This is a genomic window from Nonomuraea sp. NPDC049486 (genome assembly GCF_040676925.1).
Lineage (GTDB): Bacteria > Actinomycetota > Actinomycetes > Streptosporangiales > Streptosporangiaceae > Nonomuraea > Nonomuraea ferruginea.
In genome coordinates, this window is sequence record NZ_JBFAPV010000040.1 from 1,504 (window position 1) to 2,823 (window position 1,320).

Annotated in this window: 1 rRNA gene (only partly in view); it reads right to left on the bottom strand. The window is 55.6% G+C overall.

The annotated features are described in order from the left end of the window. Positions 1-1,267, bottom strand: a 23S ribosomal RNA gene (locus tag AB0K05_RS44350); it reaches 1,498 nt to the left of the window's first position. Positions 1,268-1,320: the final 53 nt, after the last annotated feature.

Here is a 1,320-nt window from a genome sequence, read left to right on the forward strand (position 1 = left end):
GTGCCACGACTTCGGCGGTGTACTTGAGCCCCGCTACATTGTCGGCGCAGAATCACTTGACCAGTGAGCTATTACGCACTCTTTCAAGGATGGCTGCTTCTAAGCCAACCTCCTGGTTGTCTCTGCGACTCCACATCCTTTCCCACTTAGCACACGCTTAGGGGCCTTAGTCGGTGATCTGGGCTGTTTCCCTCTCGACTACGAACCTTATCGCCCGCAGTCTCACTGCCACGCTCTCACTTACCGGCATTCGGAGTTTGGCTGACGTCAGTAACCTTGTCGGGCCCATCGGCCATCCAGTGCTCTACCTCCGGCAAGAAACACGTGACGCTGCACCTAAATGCATTTCGGGGAGAACCAGCTATCACGAAGTTTGATTGGCCTTTCACCCCTACACACAGATCATCCCCCAGGTTTTCAACCCTGGTGGGTTCGGTCCTCCACCCAGTCTTACCTGAGCTTCAACCTGCCCATGCGTAGATCACTTCGCTTCGGGTCTACAGCATGCGACTCAAACGCCCTCTTCAGACTCGCTTTCGCTACGGCTCCCCCACACGGGTTAACCTCGCCACACACCATAACTCGCAGGCTCATTCTTCAAAAGGCACGCAGTCACATCACACAACAGCAAGCTGCTGTAAGCTCCTACGGCTTGTAGGCACACGGTTTCAGGTACTCTTTCACGACCCCTCACCGGGGCACTTTTCACCTTTCCCTCACGGTACTCGTGCACTATCGGTCACCAGGGAGTATTTAGGCTTACCAGGTGGTCCTGGCAGATTCACACAGGATTTCTCGGGCCCCGTGCTACTTGGGATCCCCTCCAGCAGTCGACAAGGTTTCGCCTACCCGGCTCTCACGGTCTACGGCAGCCCTTCCCAGAGCTTTCGACTACCCCATCGATTTCTCACTGCTCGAAATCCCGGCAGAGACTTCAAGAAGGTCCCACAACCCCGGACATGCAACGCCTGCCGGCTATCACACACGCCCGGTTTAGCCTCCTCCGCTTTCGCTCACCACTACTCACGGAATCACTCTTGTTTTCTCTTCCTACGGGTACTGAGATGTTTCACTTCCCCGCGTTACCACCAACCGCCCTATACATTCAGGCGGAGGCAACACCACATGACTGGTGCTAGGTTTCCCCATTCGGACATCCCCGGATCAACGTCTGGTTGGCGACTCCCCGAGGCTTAACGCAGCCTCCCACGTCCTTCATCGGCTCCTGATGCCAAGGCATCCACCGTGTGCCCTTAAAAACTTGGCCACAAAGATGCTCGCGTCCACTATGCAAATCTCAAACAACAAACAGCAACCACA